The organism is Acetobacter cerevisiae (assembly GCF_001580535.1).
GTDB classification, from domain to species: domain Bacteria; phylum Pseudomonadota; class Alphaproteobacteria; order Acetobacterales; family Acetobacteraceae; genus Acetobacter; species Acetobacter cerevisiae.
On the sequence record NZ_LHZA01000140.1, the window covers coordinates 1 to 23,415 of the forward strand.

The 23,415-nt window shown below is 59.1% G+C and carries 22 protein-coding genes; 14 read left to right on the plus strand and 8 right to left on the minus strand.

Features of this window, described 5'->3' with window-relative positions; genetic code table 11:
• Position 1: 1 nt before the first annotated feature.
• On the plus strand, positions 2 to 223 hold the full coding sequence (locus tag AD928_RS06770; protein ID WP_062249320.1) for a TOBE domain-containing protein: 222 nt from the start codon (positions 2 to 4) through the stop codon (positions 221 to 223).
• A 71-nt stretch (positions 224 to 294) separates the two neighbouring features.
• Here AD928_RS06770 and AD928_RS15210 read toward each other — a convergent pair whose 3' ends face one another.
• Complete coding sequence (locus AD928_RS15210) at positions 295 to 2,442, minus strand: ELM1/GtrOC1 family putative glycosyltransferase (RefSeq protein WP_306308881.1); 2,148 nt, start codon at positions 2,440 to 2,442, stop codon at positions 295 to 297.
• Positions 2,439 to 3,767, minus strand: a complete 1,329-nt coding sequence (locus AD928_RS06785) for a lipopolysaccharide biosynthesis protein (RefSeq protein WP_062141734.1) — start codon at positions 3,765 to 3,767, stop codon at positions 2,439 to 2,441. Before AD928_RS06785 ends, AD928_RS15210 begins: the two co-directional genes overlap by 4 nt.
• A 296-nt stretch (positions 3,768 to 4,063) precedes the next feature.
• Here AD928_RS06785 and pqqA point away from each other — a divergent pair, with 296 nt between their 5' ends.
• From pqqA to AD928_RS06815, 6 genes are all read left to right on the plus strand, one after another.
• Positions 4,064 to 4,144, plus strand: coding sequence for a pyrroloquinoline quinone precursor peptide PqqA (gene pqqA / locus AD928_RS06790; RefSeq protein WP_043550231.1), 81 nt, complete (start codon positions 4,064 to 4,066; stop codon positions 4,142 to 4,144).
• Positions 4,145 to 4,213: 69 nt separating this feature from the next.
• Complete coding sequence (gene pqqB / locus AD928_RS06795) at positions 4,214 to 5,125, plus strand: pyrroloquinoline quinone biosynthesis protein PqqB (RefSeq protein ID WP_062249322.1); 912 nt, start codon at positions 4,214 to 4,216, stop codon at positions 5,123 to 5,125.
• Entirely contained in the window at positions 5,122 to 5,865 is a 744-nt protein-coding gene (gene pqqC, locus AD928_RS06800) for a pyrroloquinoline-quinone synthase PqqC (RefSeq protein ID WP_062249325.1), read from the plus strand. The genes pqqB and pqqC overlap by 4 nt, the downstream gene beginning before the upstream one ends.
• Positions 5,862 to 6,152 (plus strand): pyrroloquinoline quinone biosynthesis peptide chaperone PqqD, encoded by a 291-nt coding sequence (gene pqqD, locus AD928_RS06805; RefSeq protein WP_062141737.1) that lies wholly within the window; start codon positions 5,862 to 5,864, stop codon positions 6,150 to 6,152. The genes pqqC and pqqD overlap by 4 nt, the downstream gene beginning before the upstream one ends.
• A gap of 11 nt (positions 6,153 to 6,163) precedes the next feature.
• The gene (gene pqqE / locus AD928_RS06810; protein WP_156470134.1) at positions 6,164 to 7,255 is read left to right on the plus strand and encodes a pyrroloquinoline quinone biosynthesis protein PqqE; all 1,092 of its coding nucleotides are present in this window, start codon (positions 6,164 to 6,166) and stop codon (positions 7,253 to 7,255) included.
• Positions 7,256 to 7,348: 93 nt separating this feature from the next.
• Positions 7,349 to 8,098 carry a DUF2987 domain-containing protein gene (locus AD928_RS06815; protein WP_156470132.1) on the plus strand — a complete coding sequence of 250 codons (750 nt, stop codon included), beginning with the start codon at positions 7,349 to 7,351 and terminating at the stop codon, positions 8,096 to 8,098.
• Positions 8,099 to 8,179: 81 nt separating this feature from the next.
• Here the strand turns inward: AD928_RS06815 and AD928_RS06820 are convergent, their stop codons facing one another.
• Positions 8,180 to 9,184, minus strand: a complete 1,005-nt coding sequence (locus AD928_RS06820; protein ID WP_062249332.1) for a ferritin-like domain-containing protein — start codon at positions 9,182 to 9,184, stop codon at positions 8,180 to 8,182.
• Between the two features lie 129 nt (positions 9,185 to 9,313).
• Positions 9,314 to 9,997, minus strand: a complete 684-nt coding sequence (locus AD928_RS06825) for an ATP-dependent Clp protease proteolytic subunit (RefSeq protein ID WP_179193783.1) — start codon at positions 9,995 to 9,997, stop codon at positions 9,314 to 9,316.
• A 188-nt stretch (positions 9,998 to 10,185) separates the two neighbouring features.
• Between AD928_RS06825 and AD928_RS06830 the strand changes: the two genes are divergently transcribed.
• The 5 genes from AD928_RS06830 (at position 10,186) to recJ (ending at position 16,853) form a co-directional block, all read left to right on the plus strand.
• Positions 10,186 to 11,250, plus strand: a complete 1,065-nt coding sequence (locus AD928_RS06830) for a hypothetical protein (protein WP_233419992.1) — start codon at positions 10,186 to 10,188, stop codon at positions 11,248 to 11,250.
• Between the two features lie 153 nt (positions 11,251 to 11,403).
• Positions 11,404 to 12,633, plus strand: coding sequence for an LL-diaminopimelate aminotransferase (locus AD928_RS06835; RefSeq protein ID WP_062249334.1), 1,230 nt, complete (start codon positions 11,404 to 11,406; stop codon positions 12,631 to 12,633).
• Positions 12,630 to 13,946 carry a homoserine dehydrogenase gene (locus AD928_RS06840; protein WP_062249337.1) on the plus strand — a complete coding sequence of 439 codons (1,317 nt, stop codon included), beginning with the start codon at positions 12,630 to 12,632 and terminating at the stop codon, positions 13,944 to 13,946. The genes AD928_RS06835 and AD928_RS06840 overlap by 4 nt, the downstream gene beginning before the upstream one ends.
• A 52-nt stretch (positions 13,947 to 13,998) precedes the next feature.
• A complete protein-coding gene (gene glpX, locus AD928_RS06845; RefSeq protein ID WP_062249339.1) occupies positions 13,999 to 15,000 on the plus strand; it encodes a class II fructose-bisphosphatase in 1,002 nt (333 codons plus the stop codon).
• Positions 15,001 to 15,059: 59 nt separating this feature from the next.
• Positions 15,060 to 16,853, plus strand: coding sequence for a single-stranded-DNA-specific exonuclease RecJ (gene recJ / locus AD928_RS06850; RefSeq protein WP_233419993.1), 1,794 nt, complete (start codon positions 15,060 to 15,062; stop codon positions 16,851 to 16,853).
• Here recJ and AD928_RS06855 read toward each other — a convergent pair.
• The 3 genes from AD928_RS06855 to AD928_RS06865 form a co-directional block, all read right to left on the minus strand.
• Positions 16,832 to 17,488, minus strand: a complete 657-nt coding sequence (locus AD928_RS06855) for a GNAT family N-acetyltransferase (protein WP_062249343.1) — start codon at positions 17,486 to 17,488, stop codon at positions 16,832 to 16,834. The two genes, recJ and AD928_RS06855, sit on opposite strands and share 22 nt — an antisense overlap.
• 17 nt (positions 17,489 to 17,505) lie before the next feature.
• Positions 17,506 to 18,393, minus strand: a complete 888-nt coding sequence (rpoH, locus tag AD928_RS06860; protein ID WP_062249345.1) for an RNA polymerase sigma factor RpoH — start codon at positions 18,391 to 18,393, stop codon at positions 17,506 to 17,508.
• A gap of 401 nt (positions 18,394 to 18,794) precedes the next feature.
• On the minus strand, positions 18,795 to 19,769 hold the full coding sequence (locus tag AD928_RS06865) for an RluA family pseudouridine synthase (protein ID WP_062249399.1): 975 nt from the start codon (positions 19,767 to 19,769) through the stop codon (positions 18,795 to 18,797).
• A gap of 200 nt (positions 19,770 to 19,969) precedes the next feature.
• Between AD928_RS06865 and AD928_RS06870 the strand changes: the two genes are divergently transcribed.
• Together AD928_RS06870 and AD928_RS06875 are read left to right on the plus strand one after the other, a co-directional pair.
• Positions 19,970 to 21,058: a FecCD family ABC transporter permease gene (locus AD928_RS06870; RefSeq protein WP_062249348.1), complete on the plus strand. Its 1,089-nt coding sequence runs from the start codon at positions 19,970 to 19,972 to the stop codon at positions 21,056 to 21,058.
• Positions 21,055 to 21,870, plus strand: coding sequence for an ABC transporter ATP-binding protein (locus tag AD928_RS06875; protein ID WP_062249350.1), 816 nt, complete (start codon positions 21,055 to 21,057; stop codon positions 21,868 to 21,870). Before AD928_RS06870 ends, AD928_RS06875 begins: the two co-directional genes overlap by 4 nt.
• Positions 21,871 to 21,880: 10 nt before the next feature.
• On the opposite strand, the gene AD928_RS06880 is transcribed toward AD928_RS06875, so the two are convergent.
• Positions 21,881 to 23,344, minus strand: a complete 1,464-nt coding sequence (locus AD928_RS06880; protein ID WP_062249353.1) for a protein adenylyltransferase SelO — start codon at positions 23,342 to 23,344, stop codon at positions 21,881 to 21,883.
• Between the last annotated feature and the right edge of the window lie 71 nt (positions 23,345 to 23,415).

Below are 23,415 nucleotides of genomic sequence, written 5' to 3' on the forward strand. Positions count from 1 at the left end.
CATTCAGCGCAGAAAACGCTCTAGCGCACGTAACCAGATTACCGGTAAAATTGTCGCCATTCAGCCAGGGGCCACAACCTCTCATATCAGTCTGGAACTGCCGGGCGGGACGGTCATGATGGCATCCATCACCAATGAAGCCGTGGCAGATCTCGGCCTGAAAATTGGCCAGCAGGCGACAGCACTCATCAAGGCATCTGATGTCATGATTGGTGTTGAATAAACACCTGAATGTTTTTTGACGTCTATCAGCGGCATGTCCCCTCAGGGCCTGCCGCTTTTTTTTCAGGCCAGTTATTGGTCTTTTAAAATCCTGTTTTCAAAGTTGCCTGAAAGACCATCCCGGATTGCCCCGACCAGCAGGCGCCAGCGGCGCACCATTTTAACGGGGTGCTGAAGGTGGTAGAGGACGCCGCGCGGGGTGCGACACAGAACTTTTATAAACAGAAACAGAACCATATTGAGATTATAAATCAGCCTACAATCTATACTGTTTTTCTCAATAAAAACGCGGTTCCGCAAAGCGAAATAGGGGCGAATTATCCCTTGCTGCTCCTGTAGCCAGGGATGAAGGCAGGAAGGGGTCTGTGTCCAGGATTGCTCAAGGTCCCTTAGAGCGCTATTGCTGCACATCCACAGCGCCCCTCCGTTACGGGTTATGCGTAATGTATAGTCATAATCATCAAAATAGAGAAAAAAGCGTACATCCGGCAGGCCAATACGCTGCACCCAGTCTTTATGAAACCATAAGCCGCCATAGGCGCCCATTTCCATGGCGCGACATTCCAGCCCGTCCTTCTTCCAGAGTGCGACCGTTTTTTTCTGAAAAGGAGCCTGAACGGAAAAGCCAAAAAAGGAATTGGGCTGAATGGCGTTGGGTTTGTTGTTTTCAACCAGCTTGATGTAGGTGCGCTTGTCCTGACGAAAGCTGGCCAGACAGCAGGAGGGTTTTCCACCCATAAGCCGCCATGTGCGGGCGAGAGCTTTGAGTGCGTCAGGATGGGGAACGGTGTCATCATCCAGCGCCCAGATATGTTGGGTTTGCGCTCTTTGTGCTGCTGCGGCAAATCCTGCGGCAAACCCTTCCGCCGATCCCCCATTGCGCTCCAGCCGAACAGTCGTCACCTGCTCTGCACCCCATATCGCCACACTTGTTTTCAGGTTTTCTGCAACTGCGGGGGCTGTTCCGTTATCCACCAGAACCACGTGCCTGACACCGGCCTGAAAAGCCGCATGCAGAACCTGCTCAACAAATGCAACCCGATTGCCATAGGTCACAACCACAGCGCAGGTTCCGTTCAGGATCGCCTGTTCTGTGAGGGTTTCTGAATGTGTCACGCTTTTTCCATCGCAGTTGATTGGAGACGCATTACAATAATGCTTTTTTAGAATAGGGAGCGCCAGAATACGGGTTCGACATCGCATAAGGTCCTTATCGGCCTGATGCCGCACTGGTGCCCAGCGTAAATCCTGCTCGCTCAGATAAGGGGCGACACAACGGATCGCGCCTGAGCGGATCAGCGTGCGATGCCAATGTGTGAAGTTGGCCCCACTTCCCAGGATCCCTCGCGCGATGAGCCAATAGCGAAGAGGCCGGAGTCCCAGAACGTCCACCCCCTGCTGCAATCGGGACATGAGCGTCTGGCGCTGCGGCAAAGGAAACAGCCAGACCGGCGCACAACTACGCCACGCCTCTGCCAGCATGGATGCACTATCGGCAGTCACCACAAATCGGTTGCCAGTTTTCAGAAAGCTGCCGAACACATCTTCACCGGGCTGGAAGACATGCAGGACGGTACCGTATGTCTTCACCTGTTCCTGCATCCATGCCACCGCTTCAGGCGGTGTTCGCGGACTGGTGAGGATGTGCAGTGCTTCCTGATTGGCATGCGCCAGTTTGCGGGCAAAAATTAACAGACGGCGGGTTTCCGCAAGCCCCATCCGGAAGTGGCGGGACGGGCCGCCATACATCACAATGGTGCCTGTATGGCGCTGGCATTCCGTGCTCTCAGGTTTTGGTGTGAGCGATGCCCCGTTAAAGGGCCACAAGACTCTCAGAACATTCGGCCCCGAAGGATAATCATCCTGCGGCAGCGGAATAATCAGATCCAGATCCTTGGCAGGAATATGGCTCGGCCGGCCGATATGCACCACCAATGGCCTTACGACGCAGGACGCCCGTAACGCACAAGCGGCCTGCACCGCATTCCCAAAAGACAGAATAAGACGCAGCCCTGCGGTCTCTGGCCACTGGGCTGGCGACGAAAAAGCGGGCCCAAGTGGCACTGTCCGGAAGGGGAGCCCCAGCGCCTGCGCCAGCGTCCGACACTGTGCCTGTTCTCCGACCCGCCCTGTATCCAGAATCCAGACTGGCTCGGATAAAACTGCTCGGCTCAGGTCACACCCCCCGCTTTCGCGCTCTGGCTCCCGAACAGGTCTCAGGCTTCGGGTTTGCCTTCAAATGATTTGTTACGGTTCATAATAAGGTAAGGACCGAGACGTGTCAGCAGAATGGCCAGTTCGCTTAAGAGGGTTGCAAATCCCGCACCGGTCATACCCCATGCGCTGGCCAGCACATAAAGCAACGGGAGCGAGAAACACATCGTCACCATGCGGCCGATCAGAATCTGATGCGCCTTGTTCAGAGACACCAGTAGCGGCTCAAGCGGTACGTCCCACAGGTCCAGAATGGCGGTCACGGTCATCAGCAACAGCAGCGTGCGGGTGCCTGTCCACGGGACAGTCAGCAGCAGATGCAGCAGCCATGGCCCCACAAACGTGGCCACAACCAGCACCACAGCGGAAAAAATCGCCAGTGCCTGCAAAATGCGGTTGGTGACCTGACGGATGGAGGCCCAGTCCCGTTTATCCCGCAATGCCACCAGTTCCGGATACAAAGCCGGGGTGAGCATTTGCGCCGGGCGCGCCATGCCGTCGGAAATCTGCCATGTCACATTGTAAATGGCGGCGTTTTCCGGCCCTAAAACCGCGCCGACAATCAGCACCGTCAGGCGGGAGCCCAGACGTCCGAGCGCCTGATCCAGACTGGTGGAAAAGGTAAAGCGCCAGATCCCTTTAATCGGGCTGAGCCATGGCACATTGACCAGCCGAAACCCTTTCAGCTTGTCAGAACGCGCCATGACCCAGAAGGCCAGTCCATAATCCAGTACAAACGCTACAGCCGTGGAGCAGTACCAAAGCAGCAGAAAAGCCGGCAGCGTCCAGTGCAGGAAAAACCCTGTCACGCACCCCACGAATTTGACGACAGAACTGGCCGTATCCGCCAGAACCGCCAGTTCATACCGGTTGGCCAGCCGCAGGACGCCCATGGCGCAGCCCGTATTCATGAACAGGATGACGGTCATATACCACAGCGGAATATGCCCATAGGCGGCCGCCCAACCGGAAAGATGCGCCAGCCAGATACTGGAGAAAAGCGCTACGGCCAGCCCCATGAGCGCGCCAAGCGCATCCAGCATGGTACAATGGCGGAAAAGGGTCTGAAACGGTTTTTTCTCGGCGGCTTTGTAAAGAGAGGTGCCGTATTGCAGCAAAGGCTGCCAGGCCTGAAAGCGTGTCGCCACCGCGCAGGACATGACGAAGGAACTCATCAGCAGCAGGACGCCGTAATCCTCCAGCCCGAGCGTACGGACGGCCAGAGCGGTGCTGGCCAGCGCAAGCACGGCCATGGCGCCTCTGCCTGTCAGCAGATAGCCCGTGTTCCGAAACACCCGTCTGAATAACGCCTTGATCTGACTATTCATCAGCCTTCACGCTTCCTTCTCCCGCCTGAAATAGCCTGCGCACGGCACATTATGCCGGGCCGTGTTTAGAAGCCATGCGGCGGAAATAGCAAATCGTCGCGTTTTGGTGTGCCGTCTGTTCAGGGGGGATCCCTGTTCACACTTCCGTGAAAAGGATGAAAAAGACCTCATATTTCTGTGTGCAGGGTTGCACCCTTCGGGCTTTTGCTCACACTCGTTTCTGCGCGGCCAGCCTCCCTCTGGCTCTTTTGCCAGAACAGGAGGCCGCCTGATACATGACCCATAAACGGAGAGTTCTCATGGCCTGGACCACACCGAAAATCACCGAAATCCCGCTTGGCGCTGAAATCAACAGCTACGTTTGCGGCCAGAAGAAATAAGCCTTTCTGCCGCCAGCGCGACCTGCATCAGGTTCGCACTGGCGGCATTTTTGTTTTAAAAAGCCGCGTATGCTTGATCTTCTTGTTCTAGGCGCTGCCGCAGGTGGCGGCTTTCCTCAGTGGAACTCCAACGCGCCCGGTTGCCAGCGCGCCCGCGCCGGAGACCCAAACGCCCCGGCCCGCACGCAGGCGTCCCTCGCCGTAAGCGGGGATGGTGAGCACTGGTTTATCCTCAATGCCTCGCCCGATCTGCGCGCCCAGATCAACCAGACCCCTGCCCTGCACCCCAAAGACGGTTTGCGTTCCACCCCCATTGCCGGTGTGGTGCTGACCAGTGGCGAGATTGACGCCATTACCGGGCTGCTGACCATGCGGGAACGGCAAGCTTACGGGCTCTATGCCACCGCCTCTGTTCTGGCCCAGCTGGACGCCAACCCGATTTTTGATGCGCTGGACCGCACATTGATACCGCGCAAGACCATGGTGCTTGACGAGCCCCTGTCTCTGATGCCCGGCAATCTGCGCATCACGCCGTTTTCCGTCCCCGGTAAAGTGCCGCTTTATGCTGAGCGTGGGGAAAACCCGGCTGAGATCATGAATAACGGGGAAACCATCGGTCTGGACATTACGGATGGCCAGCATCGTGCTCTCTTTATTCCCGGCTGCGCCATGATGACGGACGCCCTGCGCGACCGCCTGAACGGGGCCGATGTGGTATTTTTTGACGGCACGCTCTGGACGGATGACGAGATGGTCCGTGCCGGACTGGGCGCCAAGACAGGCCGCCGTATGGGCCATATGTCCATTGCGGATGAGCCGGATGGTACGATTGCCGCCTTCCGCCCACTGAACGTAGGCCGAAAGGTGCTCATCCACATCAACAATTCCAACCCCATTCTGTTAGCCGACACGCCTGAACGCAGGCAGGTTGAAGAGGCAGGCTGGGATGTCGCCTATGATGGCATGAGGATAACACTATGACAGACCGGCTGCTTTCCCCCGACGAACTGGAAGCTGCCTTACGGGCTATTGGTGCGGAACGGTACCACAACCTGCACCCCTTCCACCGTGCCTTGCATGATGGAAAGTTGAACAAGGGGCAGGTGCAGGCCTGGGCTCTGAACCGCTATTATTATCAGGCCAGCATTCCCGCCAAGGACGCCACACTGCTTGCCCGCCTGCCCACAGCAGAACTGCGGCGGGAATGGCGGCGGCGGCTGATTGACCATGACGGGACCGAACCCGGCACAGGCGGCGTAGCCCGCTGGCTGAAGCTGACCGATGGTTTGGGGCTTGACCGTGCGTATGTGGAATCGCTGGACGGCCTGCTCCCCGGTACGCGCTTTGCCGTGGAAGCTTATGTGCATTTTGTGCGAGACCGCTCCATTCTGGAGGCCATTGCGTCCTCTCTGACAGAGCTGTTCTCTCCCACCATTATCAGTGAACGTGTGTCCGGCATGCTGCGGAACTATGCGTTTATTACGGAAGAAACGCTGGCTTACTTCGCCCCGCGCCTGACACAGGCCCCGCAGGATTCGGCCTTTGCGCTGGCTTATGTGAAGGAACATGCCCGCACTGTAGCCGAACAGCAGGCCGTGCTTGGCGCGCTCAAGTTCAAATGCGGCGCTCTGTGGTCCATGCTGGATGCGCTGGATTACGCCTATGTCACGCCCGCCCGCATTCCGCCGGGGGCTTTCCGTCCGAGTGAGGATGCAGCATGACAGCCGCCACCCTTCTGGCGGAAACCTGTATGCCGCGCTTTGCCCGTGGCACACGGCTGCAATATGACCGCGTGCGGGAACAGTGGTTTGTGCAGGCGCCAGAGCGTGCGTTTCTGGCCGATGCCGTTGCGGCAGAAATTCTGCAACTGGTGAACGGAAAACGCTCTCTGGCGAAGATTATTGACCAGCTTGCAGACAAATTTTCTGCTCCGCGTGACGTCATTGCACAGGATGTTTTGAGCATGACGCAGGAACTGGCCGACAAGCAGGTTCTGCTGCTGGCATGACCCGTTCTGCCATGATCAAAGCCCCGCCCCCCATGAGCCTGCTGGCAGAGCTGACGCATCGCTGCCCGCTGCAATGCCCTTATTGCTCCAATCCGCTTCGACTGGACCCGCGTGCAGGCGAACTGGATACCGCAACATGGATGCGTGTGCTGGATGAAGCTGCCGCCATGGGCGTGTTGCAGGTGCATTTTTCCGGGGGGGAACCCATGGCCCGGCCTGATCTGGCTGATCTGGTCCGTCATGCGGTGTCGCTGGGGCTTTATACCAATCTGATTACCTCCGGCGTGCTGCTGAACCGTGACAGTCTGAAGGTGCTTTCTGACGCCGGGCTGGACCACATCCAGCTCTCCTTTCAGGATGCGGACGCGCAGGAAGGCGAGCGGATTGGCGGCATGGCAGGCGCTCAGGCCAAAAAGCTGGAAGCGGCTCGCCTGATTGTAGAAGACGGCCTGCCCCTAACGCTGAATTTTGTCATCCATCGGCAAAATGCGGAACGCGTGCCGGCCATGCTGGATCTGGCCGAGCAGCTGGGCGCACGCCGGGTGGAAATTGCACATACGCAGTATTATGGCTGGAGCCTGCTCAACCGGGACGCCCTCCTGCCGGACCGCGCACAATTAGAAGCCACGGAACAGGCCGTTGCCGCTGCACGAGCGCGGTTTGGCAACCGGCTTGCGATTGATTTTGTGACACCGGATTATTACGCCGAACGCCCCAAACCGTGCATGGGCGGGTGGGGACAGCGTTTCCTCAATATTTCGCCCTCCGGCAAAGTGCTGCCATGCCATGCGGCGGAAAGTATTCCGGGGTTGACCTTCCCCTCCGTCGCAGAAGACTCGCTTGAAGCCATCTGGCAGGACTCGCCGCTGTTCAACCTGTATCGCGGCACGGACTGGATGCCCCAGCCGTGCCAGAGTTGTGCCTTTAAAGAGGATGACTGGGGCGGTTGCCGCTGTCAGGCTCTGGCATTGGCCGGACAAGCCGACGCGACGGACCCAGTCTGCCACCGCGCCCCGGCGCATGACCGGATTGAGCAGGCCATCGCAGAGCGCCCCGCAACACCGCCTGCGTTCCGTTACCGCCGCTATAGTAATACGGTTTAAAAGGCTTTCCCCAAGTCGTAGATTGTCCATGTTTTGGTAAACAAGAAGCAGTATGATTTGGGGTGTCCCTTTTATGCTGCGAGGCGGCTTTTAATGCGCAGACTCAGTTTTTTCTCGCTCCTGATGACCTGTTGCGGGGCGTACTTCTCCCCGACATACGCCCAGACATCGCAGCCTGAAAATATAGAAGTGCATGCCACGCGCACAGTACAAGTTCAGACCTACCGCGCCGTCGCGCGCGTCTTCAACCGCTTTAACGCATTCCCTGAACAAGACCGGGCCAATCTTTCGCTCCATGTGCTGGGGCGGCTCCAACCCGAAGATGCACCGCTGAAAGCCTCCGGCCTGCATCTGCAAACCCAAAACGGCCCCATCCCGCTATTCAATGCGGATAATGATGAACTGACTGTGCCGCTGACGAAGGCCCTATGGGCCGAAAACCCGCCTTTAATGGCCAACCTGACATCAGATGAGTTTATAGGTTTCACCTTCCAGATTGCCGTCGCAACGCCTCAACCGAACCAGTTCACAGATGCCGAAGCGCGCCATTGGCTAAAGCAACTCAATAACTGCATGGAAGATGTCGTGGGGGTAATTGTCGCCTTTATGCTGCCGGATGCGCATCGGCTGATTGTTTCGGTCGCCCCGCATAGCCGACTGGAGGCAGTCAAAAATGACCAGTCCCAGCTTCTTCTGGATAACCAGAGCGATACGCCGCAAACCTTTGTATTCAGACCGCAGGATTACCCCCGCGATACGCTCTTCCGCAGCACCAAGGCGTTCAATCAGGTCCTCATAAAAATCCCGCTTGATCCCCATGCACGCATGAAGCGGAAAGCGTGAGCCCCTGCAAAAAACTAAAAGGCTCTCTGAGACACGGTTGCGGACAGGAAAGCTGAATACTCCCTGCCCGCACAACCTTGATTAGTGCCGGTTGGCGCGTACCAGACCGGAAACAAACTGCCACCCACGCCCGACATCACGAATAACGCGCGCAATGGCCGGAGCTGTGGTGGGACGCAGCAGGCGCGGGTCATAGCCCGCAAAGCGCCGGTCATCTTCTTCCAGACACAGATCCATAAATTCCGGCAGGTTCAGATCAACGTTGGCAATATCTTTTGCGCCGGTGACGGTAAAGTTGTTGTCCTGCGTGTGGACCTCGCCTTTATCATCCACAGAGGTGGCAATGCTCATGCGTTCATAGGCAAGAAATGCCCAGACCGCCCAGACCTTCATCTCAAAGAACGGACGACGCCACCAGGGCATGACCGCCCGATACCAGGCCAGCCAGTTAGCAAACAGCAGAATGTGGCGACATTCTTCCTGCATCACCGGCTCGAACGTATCAATCAGCTCCGGCGGGAAGAAGCCGGAACGCTGGGCCAGTTCAAACAGGCCAAACGCGAAGAAGCTATCGACGCACTCTGAAAAGCCAGTGACGAGATAGGCCCATTCAACGTCTTTCGGCTCAATGTACGGCGGTTCCGGCGCCATTTTGATGCCGTAGGCCTCAACCAGCTTGGACAGAACTTCCTTATGCCGGTTTTCTTCCCACGCATTGCGGGAAATGGCGTCTTTGATATCCGGATCGGTCACGAGACGGGCATAAGCTGCCATACGCAGGCGGGCCTTACCCTCCGTCTGCACTGCAATATCCCAGATCGGCAGGGAAGTGATGCGGTGCAGCGTTTCCGGGTCCAGCTTCGGCCAGTCAATGACGGAAGGCCGATACGGATTGAAGGTTTCGCGGAACATCGCCGCAATCGCCTTCTTATGCGCGTCAGACCCCGGCTTCAGCGGGCCTTTAACAGGGCTGAGCCAGTGGCGGGCTTTATAATCGGCCTCAACCACAGCCTCATTATCGGGCGGCGGGGGCAGATCATCCACACTGTCTGGCAGGCGGGAATAGATATCGCTGAGAGAACCCATGGCAGGAACCCGTTTACTGGGGGCGCTACGCCACCCGCCCCTGCCACAGCAGAAGCGGGCCACGCAGGGCCCGGGACAACAAACTGACTCCTCTCCCTCCGCAGAAGGAGAGGAGCGCGGGTCTTCCGTTTAGTGAATGTCGGAAAGCTTCGAAATGATCTTTGTCACTAGACCATAGTCAATTGCTTCTTTGGCGGACATCCAGTGGTTGCGGTCCGTGTCCTTGACGATTTTTTCATACGTCTGGCCGGTTTCCCGGGCGAACAGACGGTTCAGACGCTCACGCATCTTGATGATTTCGCGTGCTTCGATGTCGATATCCGTTGCCGGACCGCGCACACCGCCCATCGGCTGATGGAGCAGGAAGCGGGTGTTGGGCAGACAGAAACGACGGTCTTTCTGGCCAGCCGCAAAAATCAGCGCACCGGCAGAGGCCACCCAGCCCGTGCCGATCATGTTGACCGGAGCCACCGAATCGACAAAGCGGATCATGTCATGGATGGTGTCACCACTTTCCACGTGTCCGCCGGGAGAGTTCACATACACATCAATCGGCTTGTCCGACTCACCGGCCAGCGCCAGCAGACGCGCTGTGACGTCCCGGGCCACCTTGTCGTTAATCCCGCCAAAAATCAGCACTTTGCGCTGTTTGAACAGCTTGTTCTCCAGCTCCCCTTCCGGGGCCGCCGGGGTTTTGGCGTCTTCTTTTTCCGGTGCGTCCGGGGACTCCGGGTTATCATCATCCAGCCGGATGGGATCGCAGGGGGAAATGCCCGTCATGCCAGTCTCCGCATGTTCTGTGTCTCTGTTCATGTCTCTTATCCTGCTCTGCCTGCGCGCCCATGCCAAGGGGCAATCATGCGAGGGTGATCCCCTATCTCGCCACAACGGCCCGAAGAGGGTAGAGTGCCCCCTGTTTTTCACCCTGCCAGCGGAGCAACCGTCACGTCATGCAGCAAGCGTGCCCAGAACAGGACCGGCCTTTCCGGCACCGTGTTTACATGGCTTTTCAGTCCGGCAACCCTTTTCGGTCCGGGTTACTGGTGGCGACAGGCGTGCTCTGCCTGACAGGATGCAGCCATAAAGACCCCGTCGATACGACGTTTGAGTGGATGCAGCATATGCGTGGCGGCGTCATTGCCGCACAGCGGCCACCGCCGCCCGGTATTTATGACCCCTACCCACATGTGGGCCTGACGCCGACTACAACGCCGGAGGTCCCCTCCCCTCAGGCACGGTCCCTGATCACGCAACAGCTGATCCGTGACCGGAACCTGATGTACCGCACTGTGGCGGCCAACGGCACCCTGATGCCCGAAATCCCGCCACCGCCCGGTGCTGCTGCATCAGCCACACCAAAAACAGGTACGGCACCGCATGCTGGAAACGACGCTCCGCAACCCGCGACACTCCCGGAAGGCACAGCCGGGGCTATTATGGATGCCGCAGACGCCCCGCCACAGCAGACTGCCGCCACAGCTGCCTCTGCCGGGAAAAGCGCTCAGTCCGCCATTCCGTCTGCCCCCTCACCTGACTCCGGCACTCCGCCCAAAACCGGGAAAAAGACCGAAGCTGGCAAGCAGGACGCCGAAGTCGCCATGCCGGAAGTCGGACTGCCTGAGGTGAAATCTACCGCGCAGACGCCCCCCACTCCGGCCAGCGCCATTCCGCAAATTCCGGCAGGGCCGCCCACGCCGCCGTCTTTCCCCGGGTTTGATGTTCCGTCAGACGCCTATGTGCCGGATGCCGTTCGCCCCAATTATGATCTGTCCGACGCCAAAGGCACGGCGATTCATTGCGTTCCGCAGTCCGACCAGATTTCCTCCGGGCAGGATGACGCGTTTGCAAAGCTGGTCGCCAAGACACCGCATGGGCCGTTCTATGTGCGGGGCTTTGGGTCTGCTGCCTCACTTGATGCGCAGGATCAGGCTGACGCCGTGCAGCTTGGACTGCTGCGCGCCCAGAATATTGCCAAAAAGCTGATCAGCCTGAACGTGCCCGCCTCCGCCATTCACATCCGGGGGGATGCGTTTGGCATGGGCGCACGAATTGCCACGACGCCCTGATCCCTTTCTCCGTCCTGCCGGTGGGATAATCTCATAGTTGAGAACAGATTATCCCATTGGGGCGGTTGCCTGTTCTGTTTCTGCGATTACTATGTTTTTCCCCCGTAATCGTGCGGGGTCTGACCCCTTTCCTAACAAGGGCATTTGAAGTCCATGACCGAAGAATTCCATCGTATCCGCCGCCTGCCGCCTTATGTTTTTGCCTCTGTCAATCAGGCCAAAGCGGCAGCCCGAGCGCGGGGCGAGGATATTATTGACCTCGGCATGGGCAACCCGGACAGTCCCACCCCGCCGCATATTGTGCAGAAACTGGTTGAAACTGTTCAAAACCCGCGGGCGCACGGCTATTCCGTCAGTAAAGGCATCCCGGGCTTGCGTAAGGCTCTGGCCGGATATTATGAGCGCCGCTTTAACGTGAAGCTCAACCCGGATACCGAAGTGATCGCGACACTGGGGTCCAAGGAAGGGCTGGCTAATCTGGCCTCTGCCATTACCAGCCCGGGTGACACCATTCTGGTGCCAAACCCGTCCTACCCCATTCATCAGTTCGGCTTTATTATTGCCGGAGCCTCTGTGCGCTCCATTCCCGCCACGCCGGATGACACCATGCTGCGGGCGCTGGAGCGGGCTGTGCGCCATTCCGTGCCCAAGCCGACGGCACTGATTGTCAACTTCCCATCCAACCCTACGGCCTATCTGGCGGATCTGGATTTCTACAAGGAACTCGTGGCGTTTGCCCGGCGTGAAGAAATCTTCATCCTGTCTGACCTCGCCTATGCAGAAATCTATTTCGGCGACCTCGTGCCGCCCTCCATTCTGGCTGTGCCGGGGGCCAAGGATTTTGCGGTCGAGTTCACATCACTCTCCAAAACCTACTGCATGGCCGGCTGGCGTATGGGGTTTGCGGCTGGGAATGAGCGGCTGATTGCCGCCCTCACCCGCATTAAATCCTATCTGGATTATGGGGCTTTTACGCCCATTCAGGTTGCAGCCGTGGCGGCTCTGAACGGCCCGCAGGACTGCGTGGCGGATATCCGTGCCCTGTATAAAGATCGGCGAGATGTGCTGATCCGTGGCCTGCATGCTGGTGGCTGGGATGTGCCCTCACCAGAAGGCTCCATGTTTGCATGGGCCCCCATCCCCGAACCGTTCCGGGAACTGGGTAGCGTCGAATTTTCCAAACTTCTGCTGAAAGAAGCTGGTGTGGCCGTGGCCCCCGGCCTTGGATTTGGTGAGCATGGGGAAGGCTATGTGCGGATCGGGCTGGTGGAAAACACCCAGCGTCTACGTCAGGCCACCCGTGCCATTCGTGGTTTTCTTTCAGCCCATGGCGTAAAAGCGCCTCCTTCTTCTGCCAGCAAGCCGGAGCCTGTTGAATCGTGACGTCTTCTTTTTCCACTTCCCCCCTTCGTCTTGGTCTCGCTGGTCTCGGCACAGTTGGCGCTGGTGTTATCCGGCTGCTGAACACCAATGCGGATCTGGTCACAGCCCGTGCGGGCCGCCCGCTGAAAGTCACCGCCGTCAGCGCCCGCGACCGCACGCGGGACCGTGGGGTCGATCTGTCTGGCATGCGCTGGTACGATAACGCCACCGATCTGGTCGCCGACCCGGACGTGGATGTGGTGGTCGAACTGATTGGTGGTTCAGAAGGCACGGCGCGCGCTGTGGTGGAAGCCGCCCTTGCTGCCGGAAAGCCGGTGGTGACCGCCAACAAGGCTCTGCTTGCCATTCATGGGCCGGCTCTTGCCCGGCTGAGTGCTGAAAAATCTGCACCACTGCTGTTTGAAGCCGCCGTTGCGGGCGGTATTCCTGCCATTAAAATGGTGCGCGAAGGTCTGGCGGCAGACCGTCTACTGCGGATTGGCGGCATTCTGAACGGCACCTGCAACTATATCCTGACCGTGATGCGGGAAACCGGGAAGGATTTCGGCACCGTTCTGGCCGATGCGCAGCAGCTGGGTTATGCGGAAGCAGATCCCTCCACCGATATTGACGGTCTGGACGCTGCCCACAAGCTGACCATTCTGGCTGGCCTGGCCTTTGGGCAGCCGGTGGCGTTTGAATCACTGCATGTGGAAGGCATCCGCCGCATTGGCGCGCTGGACCTCACCTTTGCCCGCACGCTGGGCTATCGCATCAAACTGCTGGGCATGGCCCGCATGGGTGATGATGGGCTTGAAGCCCGCGTGACCCCCTGCCTTGTGCCGGAAAATGCGCCCATCGCGCAGGTAGATGGCGTGTTTAACGCCGTCGTCGCAGAAGGTGCTTTTGCTGGCCGCCTGATGATTGAAGGCCGTGGCGCGGGGGCTGGCCCCACCGCCAGTGCTGTTGCGGCTGACCTTATTGATATTGCCCGCGGACATACCATCCCTGTTTGGGGTGTTCAGGCCACAGATACGCCTCCTTTGCAGGCTAACCCGGTTTCTGCAGGCACTGGTGCGTTCTATCTGCGTTTACTCGTGGAAGATCGACCCGGTGTGATTGCGGACATCACGGCTGTCCTGCGTGATTGCGGCGTTTCTCTCCGCAGCATGTTGCAGCACACGCCGGAGCAGAATGATGCCGATCCTTATGTGCCACTGGTACTGGTGACGCATCAGACGTCTGAAGCCGCCATGCAGGATGCTGTCGCGCGGATTGATGGCCTGGATGTGGTGACGGATACGCCGGTGATGATCCGGATTGAAACGGACTGAGCGTCTTATAAAAGCCCAGCCCTGGCCTTAAACAGAGAGGATTATCTCTAGAATGTCTGACGCGATTGAGCCGATTCCGAGTTTTGTGGTTTCTGACCGCAATCTGGCCCTTGAACTGGTCCGTGTAACAGAAGCTGCTGCTCTGGCCTCTGCCCACTGGACAGGCCGTGGCAAGAAAAACGACGCTGACGGTGCTGCTGTTGAAGCCATGCGCACGGCGTTTGATACCGTGGCTATTGATGGCACCGTCGTGATCGGCGAAGGCGAGATGGACGAAGCGCCGATGCTGTATATCGGCGAGAAAGTCGGCTCTGGTGGCCCGGCCATGGATATTGCCGTGGACCCGCTGGAAGGCACCAATCTGTGCGCCAAGGACATGCCCAACGCCATTACCGTTGTGGCACTGGCCGAAAAGGGCAACTTCCTGCACGCACCCGATGTGTACATGGACAAAATCGTAGTCGGCCCCGGCCTGCCCGAAGGCGTGGTGGATCTTGACTCCTCCATTGAAAACAACCTGCGCAATCTGGCCAAAGCCAAGGGTAAAGCAATCCGGGACCTCGTTCTCTGCACGCTGGACCGTGAACGGCATGAAGAATTGATTGCCAAAGCGCGCGAAGCGGGCGCTCGTGTTCGCCTGCTGACTGACGGGGATGTGGCCGGGGCGATTGCCGCGTGTCTGGATACCAGTCAGGTTGATATTTACGCAGGCTCAGGCGGTGCGCCGGAAGGCGTTCTGGCGGCTGCGGCAATCCGCTGCGTCAACGGCCAGATGCAGAGTCGCCTGCTGTTTGAAGATGACAGCCAGCGCGAGCGCGCCCAGAAAATGAACCCCGGCAAAAACCCGGACCGCAAGCTTGGCCTGCATGATCTGGCCGCTGGCTCCGTGCTGTTCTCCGCCACGGGTGTAACGTCCGGCACGCTGCTGAAGGGCATCCATCAGTATCCGAACCATGCCGTCACGCATTCTCTGGTCATGCGTTCCAAGTCCGGCACCGTGCGGTTTATTGAAGGCTATCACAACTTCAAAACCAAAACCTGGACCCCGCAATAAGGCGCTCACCCACCAGAATGAACGTTTTATTGCCTGAGAAAATGGACACACTCCCCCCCATGCCAGAGGCCCGCGCGGCCCTTGGCGTGGAAAGCAGCCTGACAGGCCGCCGATGGGTCTGGCGGGACGGGGCGGAAGACCCCGCCCTGCTCCGCATGGGGGCGGCCATTGCCCAGCGGGCAGGCCTTCCGGAAATTGTCGGGCGGCTTTTAGCCCTGCGCGGCATTCCTCTGGAACAGGCTGCCCATTTTCTCGACCCGAAACTCCGCGCCCTGCTTCCTAACCCATCCAGCTTGCAGGATATGGATAAAGCCGCTGCCCGCATGGCGCAGGCGGTCCAGCAGGGTGAAACTATCGGGATTTTCGGGGATTATGACGTGGATGGTGCGTGCGCCTCCGCCATCCTCGCCTCGTTTTTTGAAGAACTCGGCTGCACTGTTCACACACATATTCCCGACCGCATGACGGAGGGCTACGGCCCGAACGTGCCGGCTCTGGAAGGGCTTGTGGCGCAGGGAGCCTCACTGATTATTTGCGTAGACTGCGGCACGGCTGCCGGGTCTGTTCTGGGGGAACTGGCTGGTAAGGCCGACCTGATTGTTCTCGACCACCATAAATCCGAAGATGCCCTGCCCCCTATTCTGGCGACGGTAAACCCGAACCGGCCAGACTGTGCCTCTGGCCTTGGCCATATCTGCGCCGCAGCTCTCGCGTTTCTGGCGGCCGTTGCCACCAGCCGGGACCTCCGCACTGCCGGATGGTTTCATGACGCGCAGCCCGCACCGGACCTGATGCGCCAGCTTGATCTGGTTGCCCTTGCCACCGTGTGCGATGTGATGCCGCTGCATGGGCTAAACCGTGCCTTTGTGACGCAGGGCCTGAAAATCATGGCGCGTCGCCAGCGCACCGGCCTGAACGCGCTTATGGAAATTGCCGGTGTGACCAAAGCACCGGATGCCTTTACCTGTGGGTTTGCGCTTGGGCCGCGCATTAATGCGGGTGGCCGTATTGCCGAAGCCGGACTGGGGCTGACCCTGCTCCGTAGCACAGACGCGCATGACGCCCGCACTATGGCGGAGCGTCTGGACGCGGTGAACCGTCGCCGTCAGGGCGTGGAAGCTGAAATTCTGGACCGCGCTATGGCACAGGCAGCCGAACAGCGGGAAGCAGGCCACCCGGTTATTCTGCTGACTGGCAAAGACTGGCACCCCGGCGTGGTCGGCATTGTGGCTGGCCGCATCAAGGAACAGTTTAACCGCCCTGCGCTAGTGGGTGCGGAACAGGAAGATGGCTCCATTAAAGGCTCCGGGCGCTCTGTGCCGGGGCTTGATCTCGGCACTGTGATTATTGCAGCGCGTCAGGCCGGTTTGCTGACCAGCGGTGGTGGCCACGCCATGGCCGCAGGTTTCTCTCTGCCTGCGGAAAACATTGAGCGCTTCCACACCTTTCTGGATGAACGGCTGGCCGATGCCGCAGTCCTGCCGGATACGGTGGATGTTGCGCTGGATGTCGCACTGTCTGTCTCGGGTGCAACGGTTGAACTCGCGGAAAATCTCGCCATGCTCGCCCCGTTTGGCGCGGGCAATGCTGAGCCGCTCATTGCGGTTTCCAATGCACAAATTATCCGCTCAGACCGGATTGGGCGGGATGGCAACACCTTGCGCCTACTTTTGAAAGGGCAGGATGGTGGCCGCCTGAAAGCCCTGCTGTTCCGTGCGAATGATAATCCACTGGCTATTGGGCTGGAAGACAGCACGCGTCCACCCGTCCATCTGGCGGGCTATCTGCGTTCGGAAACATGGAACGGGCGGACGGACGCGACCTTCTTCATTCAGGATGCTGCACGCGCCTGAAGGCCAGAGCTTACAGCCTGATGATGCTGATATTTTTCCGTCAGACACCAGTGCAGATGGTTGCGCACCGCGGGCCATTCTGCCGCAGTCACGCTATACACGCAGGTATCGCGCAGTGAGCCATCGGGAAGCCGCTGATGGCAGCGCAAAATACCATCCAGCCTAGCCCCCAGCCGCTCAATGGCCCGGCGGCTGCGCTGATTGAGGTAATGCGTGCGGAACTCGACTGCCAGACAGCCCAGCGTTTCAAACGCATAGGAGAGCAGAAGCATCTTGGCTTCCGTATTGACGGGCGTTCTCTGCACACAGGCCGCATACCATGTGGAGCCAATTTCCACGCGCGGGCCGGCCTTATCGATATTCATGAAGGTCGTCATACCGACGATGCGGTTATCCTGCAGGCTGACCACCGTATAAGGCAGCATGGTGCCGCGCTGCTGCAAATCCAGACGGCGCTCAACCTCAGCCAGCATGGCCTCGGGTTTTGGCACCGAGGTGCACCAGACTTTCCATTGCTCTCCATCCTGCACAGCTTGCCGCAGTCCCTCCACATGAGTGAGGGACAGGGGCACAAGCTGGACATGCTGGCCTGTCAGGCCAACAGGAGCGTCGGGGAAGGTACGTCGTGTCGTCATAGGAACTCAGGAGGGCCTTAGCCCTCCTGTGCTGCTCCGCGACGGGCTTCGACTTCTTTCTTCATCGCGGCCTGAACTTTTTCAAAAGCCCGGACTTCAATCTGGCGCACGCGCTCACGCGAGATACCATACTGATGGGCCAGATCTTCCAGCGTAGACGGCTCATCCGTCAGGCGACGTTCCGTAAAGATGTGCCGCTCACGCTCGTTCAAAGAGCTCATGGCGTTGGCAAGCAGGGCTTTACGACCAGAAAGCTCTTCGTTTTCCGCGTAGGTTTCTTCCTGATTGACCTGATCATCCACCAGACGATCCTGCCACTCATTATCCTGATCAGCCCGCATGGGGGCGTTCAGGCTGTGGTCGGGCGCGGCCATACGGCGGTTCATGCTCACCACATCCTGCTCGGACACGCCAAGCGTGGTGGCAATTTTGTTCACCTGTTCGGGCTGAAGGTCACCGTCATCAATCGCCTGCATCTGCCCTTTCAGGCGGCGCAGGTTGAAGAACAGTTTCTTCTGAGCCGCAGTGGTGCCCATTTTAACCAGAGACCAGCTATGCAGAATGTATTCCTGAATGGCCGCACGGATCCACCACATGGCGTAGGTTGCCAGACGGAAGCCCTTGTCCGGGTCAAACCGGCGCACGGCCTGCATCATGCCGATATTGCCCTCACTGATGAGTTCATTCACCGGCAGGCCATAGCCCCGGTAACCCATAGCGATTTTTGCAACCAGCCGCAGGTGAGATGTCACCAGTTTGTGCGCGGCCTTTACATCGCCCTTGTCCTTCCACAAATGGGAAAGACGAAGTTCTTCTTCCGGAGTGAGAAGGGGATATTTACGGATATCCTGAAGATATCTTGAAAGATTATTTTCAGGACCAACATTGATGACAGATGAGACCATCGACTGAGCACTCCTCTTAACTGGAAAGCTCCCTGCAGCGCCTCAGGTTCCGTGAAAATCTGATAAGCGTTGCGTAGAGTTAGGCAAGTTTCCGGTTAACAAGCGGATAAAAATTATGTCCTCTTCCCTCGCCCCCCGAATGGGCAGCGCGAAGGAAAAAACACCCGGTCCGACGGCCTTGCGGACATGTCGGAAAGGACGTTGACGGTGCGCCGGAATTACATTTCTGTCAAGAAAATCCCCGCAAACCCGCAGTTTGCTTAGGGCATGACTGCTTTCTGCCTTTCAGGCGAAGAGGCAGACTCGGAACCGGGCGGAAAGGACTGGCATAGTGCCTTTGACGCATGCAGCCCCGGAAAGTTCCCCGTGGGGCGTTTAAAAACGCATCCGGTTTGATAAAGTCAGGCGATCACCGCTTTCTTTGGATTAAGCCCCAGCGCTTCACCCAGAGCCAGCATATCCTCGGGCATCGGGGCTTCAAACAGCATCTGCTCCCCATTACGAGGGTGAGTAAAACCCAGACGCGCCGCATGCAGGGCCTGCCGGGGGAAATCCAGTGCCGCCGCCCGCGCCGTGGAGGAAAGGGCTTTGGCCGCTGCCGGAATACGCCGCAGATAAACCGGGTCCCCCATCAGCGGGTGACCATTCGCCGCAAAATGCACCCGGATCTGATGCGTGCGGCCTGTTGCCAAGCGGCACTGCACCAACGCCGCGCCCATCTCAAAGGCCTGCAAGGTACGGTAGCGGGTGAGCGCCCATTTGCCACCATGGGTAACAATAGTCATGCGTTTGCGGTCCCGCTTGTCCCGCCCAATGTCACCTTCATACTCGCCTTCCGCTGGCTGCGGGCAGCCCCAGCAAAAGGCCAGATAGGCACGGTCTATCCGTCGGGCGGCAAAATCGGCCGAGAGTGCGAGGTGCGCCTGCTCCGTTTTGGCGGCCACCATCAGGCCGGATGTATCCTTGTCCAGCCGGTGCACGATGCCGGGCCGCCGCTCCCCACCAATGCCTTTCAGACTTTCCCCGCAATGGGCAATCAGGCCATTCACCAGCGTGCCGGTCTCGTTCCCCGGGGCGGGATGCACCACAAGGCCTGCCGGCTTATTGAGCACAATCAGATCCGCATCTTCATACAGAACGTCAAATTCCACGCGCTCGCCTTGCGGCACAGCAGGTGTGGCGGGGGGAATGGTCAGAACATAAGTCATACCCGCCCGCACGGTCTCGGCGGGTTCTGTGATAGGGGCCGCATTGCCTGCCAGATGCCCCTCTTCAATCAGCGCTTTGACGCGCGAGCGGGACAGTGTGCCGGACTGTGCGGCCACAAAGCGATCCACACGGTCTCCGGCATGCTCCTCGGCAGCAACAAAAACCAGAGACGTGCCAGAAAGAGTCCCGGCAGGCGTTGAATCGGGCTGAGGCGTGCCGGTTTGCTTCAAAACTGTTCTACTTTTTTCAGGCGGGACGGAAAGCGCGAGTAAAAGCCTTTTATCCTCTGTGGCGTCAAGAACGCAGCAGTGCAGCTCATGCGGTGCGTATGGTTTTATCATACAGCAACGGATGCTAGGCAGAGAACATGACAGCCCTCCGCCCTTCTGGCCCCTCTCAGCCTTCCGGCACGCCGTCGCTGGCGCAGATCAGAGCCGCCTATCAGGCGTTGCTGGCCCGCCGGCTGAGTATTCTGGCCATTCTGGGCGGCGCTATTTGCCTTTCTGTGCTGCTGGATTTCTCTCTGGGGCCCGCCGGACTTTCCCCCGCACAGCTTATCCATACGCTCCTGCACCCTTCCACTGTGCCTGCCAGCCAGCGGATTATCGTCTGGCAGATCCGTCTGCCTTACGCGCTGATGGCGGTCTGTGTGGGAGCGGCCCTCGGGCTTTCCGGTGCTGAAATGCAGACCATTCTGGCCAATCCGCTGGCCAGTCCATTTACGCTGGGCGTCTCGGCGGCTGCGGCCTTCGGGGCCTCACTTGCCCTCGTATTAGGGCTACATCTTCCGGGGCTGCCTGATACCTGGCTGATTGCGGGTAATGCGTTTGTCTGCGCCATTGGCTCGGTTTTTCTGCTCGATGTGGTCGGGCATTTGCGCCATGCGCGCACGAGCACGGTGGTGCTGTTTGGCATTGCGCTTGTTTTTACGTTTCAGGCGCTGGTGTCCCTCATGCAGTTTATGGCTAGTGAGGATGCGTTGCAGGATCTGGTCTTCTGGACCATGGGCAGCCTGACGCGCACCACATGGCCCAAAGTTGGCTTGCTGGCGGCAATGGGCGCACTTGTCGTGCCATTCTCTTTCCGGGCGGCATGGAGCCTGACCACCCTGCGCATGGGGGAAGAACGCGCCGCCAGTCTGGGTGTGAATGTGCCGCGCGTGCGCCGGGGCGCGTTGTTACGGGTCAGCCTGCTTTCCGCTCTTGCGGTCTCATTTGTTGGTATTATCGGATTTGTGGGGCTGGTGGCACCACATATTGCCCGCAGGCTGCTGGGGGAAGATCATCGCTTTTATCTGCCGGGTAGCATGCTGGCGGGCGCGTTGATTCTCTCACTGTCCTCTGTGACAGCCCGCATGCTGATCCCCGGTGTGATTATTCCTACGGGCATTGTCACGGCACTGGTGGGTATTCCGTTTTTCCTCAGCATCGTATTGCGGCAGCGCGGCTTATCATGACGTCGGCCCCCTCCCCCCAAGCCGGGCTAAGCGCCACACATGTCACGGTGCAGTATGGCAGGCGCATCGTGTTGCAGGACGTGACCGCTGGCCCCTTTAGGCCCGGCTCGGTCTGCGCTCTGCTGGGACCGAATGGCAGCGGCAAATCCACCCTGATGCGTGCCATGGCCGGACTGGTGCCGTCCTCCGCCTGCGTCACGCTAAATGGTGCTGAACTGTCCGGTATGAGCCTGACAGACCGCACTGCGCGCTGCCTGTATCTGCCACAGGCCCTGCCTGCTGCGGTGCATCTCCCGGTTCTGGAAGCCCTGATAGCGGCCCGTAAGACGGCTGACCGTGCCCGCGTTCTTTCGGCCTCTGACGCGCCGGAAGAAGACGCCATTCAGTCCGCGCTGGAAAGCCTCACTCTCTTCGGTATTCCGCAGCTCGCCATGCAGGCCATGGACGAACTCTCCGGCGGTCAGCGGCAACTGGTCGGGCTGGCGCAGGCACTCAGCCGTAAGCCAGACACTCTGCTCCTGGATGAACCCCTCAGCGCGCTGGACCTGCACCACCAGTTTGCCGTGATGGATATTTTGCGTCGGGAAAGTACTGCCCATCAGCTTGTTATCGTGCTGGTCCTGCATGATCTGAACATTGCCCTGAACATGACAGACTTTGTGACGGTGCTGCATGACGGCCAGATGGTTGCCTCCGGCCCACCTGCTGCGGTGCTGACCCCTGACCTGCTGCGCGAAGTTTATCGCGTCCACGCCCGTGTGGAAGAAGGCGCGGACGGCAGGAAGTTTGTCAGCGTGGACGGGATTGCATGAGGCCGTTCCCTCAGGTTCCACAAAACGTATAACGCACCCGCTCACTGGCCTGTGCCGGGCGAGCATAGGCCTCTTTGCCCGGTTGGTCGTCATATGGATGGGTGCAAACGGCGAGCAAGTCTTCAAACGGCGCGAAATCACCCTCTTCCACCGCCGCCTTGATCATAGCTTCCACCAGATGATTGCGGGGGATAAAGGCCGGGTTGACCTGCTTCATGGCGTCTACGCGAGTTGAGACGGAAACTTCCCCCTCCTGCGCCAGACGCTGCCGCCAGCGGCCCAGCCACGCCCCAAACCCAGCGAGGGGCTCTGGCACAGTCTCCCCGTTTATCGCACCCTCGGAGCTAAGGGCGCGGAAGGTCTGTGTGAAGTCCGCTTCCTCCGCCTGCATCGTCTCCAGCAAGCTGCGCAGAAGGGCGGCATCCTCCGGTTGCACTGTGTTCAGCCCCAGCTTGGCCCGCAGACCAGCCAGATAAGTTTCCTGAAAACGTCCTTCAAACGTAGCGAGGGCCTGTTGCGCAACGGGCACGGCCTGTTCTTCATCATCCGCCAGTAACGGCAGGAGCGCTTCTGCCAGACGGGTCAGGTTCCACAGGGCCATACTAGGCTGATTGCCATACGCGTAGCGCCCGCGTTCATCAATAAAGCTGAACACCGTAGAGGTGTCATACTGCTCCATGAAGGCGCAGGGTCCGTAATCAATCGTCTCGCCAGAGATAGCCATGTTGTCGGTATTCATCACGCCGTGAATGAAGCCTTTGAGCATCCACTGCGCGACCAGATCAGCCTGTGCCGCAATCACCTGCTCCAGCAGAGACAGATAAGGAGCCGGAGTCTGGGCTGCATCGGGATAATGGCGGGCTATGGCGTAATCAGCCAGTAGCCGCAGACCCGTAAGGTCCTGACGCGCCGCAAAAAACTGGAACGTCCCTACCCGGATGTGGCTAGCGGCCACGCGGGTCATCACAGCCCCCGGCAGAGGGGTTTCACGCATGACCTGCTCGCCGGTCACGACTGCGGCCAGAGCGCGGGTTGTGGGGATCCCCATCGCGGCCATGGCCTCGCTCACCACATATTCCCGCAGCACGGGGCCGAGTGCGGCGCGCCCGTCTCCCCGGCGCGAATAGGCGGTGCGGCCAGAGCCTTTCAGCTGAATTTCACGTACGTGCCCGCTGGCGTCCGTCACATCCCCCAGCAGCAACGCCCGGCCATCCCCCAACTGCGGCACAAAATGCCCGAACTGATGCCCGGCATAGGCCAGCGCAAGCGGCTGCACACCGGGCGGCATATGAGAACCGGAGAGCATGGCAACACCTTCCGGCCCGGAAAGCCAGACGGGGTCCAGCCCCAGAGATTTGGCCAGAGGAACATTCAGTTTGATCAGTTGAGGCGCTGCAACCGGCGAGAGAGCTGCGGAGGCATAAAAATGGTCAAGCAACTGGCTGTAGGTTTGCCGCAGGGAAAAGGAGGTCATGCAAAGGCCCTTCATGGTCACAGCCAGTGGGGAAAAATCCGGGTCGGGCGCGCAGGAAACAGCCAGACCGC

What these genes read in the sequence shown, in the direction of transcription:
- pqqA (WP_043550231.1), top strand. Translation starts at nt 4,064, where the DNA reads ATGGCCTGGACCACACCGAAAATCACCGAAATCCCGCTTGGCGCTGAA.
- pqqB (WP_062249322.1), top strand. Translation starts at nt 4,214, where the DNA reads ATGCTTGATCTTCTTGTTCTAGGCGCTGCCGCAGGTGGCGGCTTTCCT.
- pqqC (WP_062249325.1), top strand. Translation starts at nt 5,122, where the DNA reads ATGACAGACCGGCTGCTTTCCCCCGACGAACTGGAAGCTGCCTTACGG.
- pqqD (WP_062141737.1), top strand. Translation starts at nt 5,862, where the DNA reads ATGACAGCCGCCACCCTTCTGGCGGAAACCTGTATGCCGCGCTTTGCC.
- pqqE (WP_156470134.1), top strand. Translation starts at nt 6,164, where the DNA reads ATGATCAAAGCCCCGCCCCCCATGAGCCTGCTGGCAGAGCTGACGCAT.
- AD928_RS06815 (WP_156470132.1), top strand. Translation starts at nt 7,349, where the DNA reads ATGCGCAGACTCAGTTTTTTCTCGCTCCTGATGACCTGTTGCGGGGCG.
- AD928_RS06820 (WP_062249332.1), bottom strand. Translation starts at nt 9,184, where the DNA reads ATGGGTTCTCTCAGCGATATCTATTCCCGCCTGCCAGACAGTGTGGAT.
- AD928_RS06825 (WP_179193783.1), bottom strand. Translation starts at nt 9,997, where the DNA reads ATGAACAGAGACACAGAACATGCGGAGACTGGCATGACGGGCATTTCC.
- AD928_RS06830 (WP_233419992.1), top strand. Translation starts at nt 10,186, where the DNA reads ATGGCTTTTCAGTCCGGCAACCCTTTTCGGTCCGGGTTACTGGTGGCG.
- AD928_RS06835 (WP_062249334.1), top strand. Translation starts at nt 11,404, where the DNA reads ATGACCGAAGAATTCCATCGTATCCGCCGCCTGCCGCCTTATGTTTTT.
- glpX (WP_062249339.1), top strand. Translation starts at nt 13,999, where the DNA reads ATGTCTGACGCGATTGAGCCGATTCCGAGTTTTGTGGTTTCTGACCGC.
- recJ (WP_233419993.1), top strand. Translation starts at nt 15,060, where the DNA reads ATGCCAGAGGCCCGCGCGGCCCTTGGCGTGGAAAGCAGCCTGACAGGC.
- AD928_RS06855 (WP_062249343.1), bottom strand. Translation starts at nt 17,488, where the DNA reads ATGACGACACGACGTACCTTCCCCGACGCTCCTGTTGGCCTGACAGGC.
- rpoH (WP_062249345.1), bottom strand. Translation starts at nt 18,393, where the DNA reads ATGGTCTCATCTGTCATCAATGTTGGTCCTGAAAATAATCTTTCAAGA.
- AD928_RS06870 (WP_062249348.1), top strand. Translation starts at nt 19,970, where the DNA reads ATGACAGCCCTCCGCCCTTCTGGCCCCTCTCAGCCTTCCGGCACGCCG.
- AD928_RS06875 (WP_062249350.1), top strand. Translation starts at nt 21,055, where the DNA reads ATGACGTCGGCCCCCTCCCCCCAAGCCGGGCTAAGCGCCACACATGTC.
- AD928_RS06880 (WP_062249353.1), bottom strand. Translation starts at nt 23,344, where the DNA reads ATGACCTCCTTTTCCCTGCGGCAAACCTACAGCCAGTTGCTTGACCAT.